The sequence below is a fragment of the Streptomyces sp. URMC 126 genome (assembly GCF_051386555.1).
Lineage (GTDB): Bacteria > Actinomycetota > Actinomycetes > Streptomycetales > Streptomycetaceae > Streptomyces.
The window spans coordinates 1-935 of record NZ_JBPQTX010000640.1; the positions used below are offsets into that span (position 1 = coordinate 1).

Sequence of the window (935 nt, forward strand, 5' to 3'; positions counted from 1 at the left end):
GAGGGGGTGTGCGGGCGTGCGGGTGTGGAAGGGGTGCGATGGGTGGGGCCGCCGGGGTGCCGGAGGCGGCCGTACGGCATATCGCGTCTTATCGCGTCTCCGGTAAACACGATATATCGCGGCTCCGTGAAGTCAAGCCCGGCGCGGTGGCATAGCGTTGGCGCATGTCCGCTACCGATCACATCCCGGCCGCGGGGCTGCTGTTGCTCTGCCGGGCCGCCCCCGACCGCGTACGCCCCGCCGCGCAGTTGCTGCGGCGGCCCATGCTCCTGGCCCCGGCGGGCGAGGGCTGGAGCGTCCTGGTGCCCGCCGCCGAGTCCTGGCGCGACTCCGGCACCCACCTCGCCGCGGTCGCGGGGGACTGGGCGCACGCCCTGACGGTGGCGGACAACTGGCCGGTCGTCGGCCTGTGGTGGGACGCGGACGGCGCGGGGTTCGTGGTGGCCGCGGGCTTCCGCCGCACGGTGGGCCACACCTGGCTCCCGGACGGCACACCGCTCGGCGAGGAGGAGGCGCTGACCGCCCTCCGCACCCGGCTGGGGCTCGACCCGGTGCTCGACGGGGCGGCGCTCGACCGGCTGACGCTGCCGGACACGGAGGCGGACGGGGCCGCGCGCGTCCTCGGTCTCGCCGCCGTGCTGTCCCGGGCGGGCCTCCGGCTCGGTCCGGGCGTCGTCCCCGGGCTGGCCGCCGGGCGGCTGTGCGAGGCGGCGGGTGTGCTGCCGGGGGCGGAGCCGGTGGACTGGCCCGGGTGGCGGGCGGCGGTCTGCGGCGGGCTCGGGGCGGCCGAGCGCGGGGCGCTCGGGGCTTGGACGCGGGGGCCGCGGGCTCGGGCTCTCGGTGCGGCCGAGGTGGCGGCCGGGGTCGCTTTGCTGGCCTGGTCGCGGGCCGCGGCGCGCGGCGCCGGTGGTGGCGGCGGTGGCGCGCGGCGGGGG

Annotated in this window: 1 protein-coding gene; it reads left to right on the top strand. The window is 79.0% G+C overall.

The features are described from left to right. Positions 1-164: 164 nt before the first annotated feature. A partial coding sequence (locus tag ACSNOK_RS33260) for a hypothetical protein (protein WP_436784510.1) occupies positions 165-935 on the top strand: 771 nt, incomplete at its 3' end.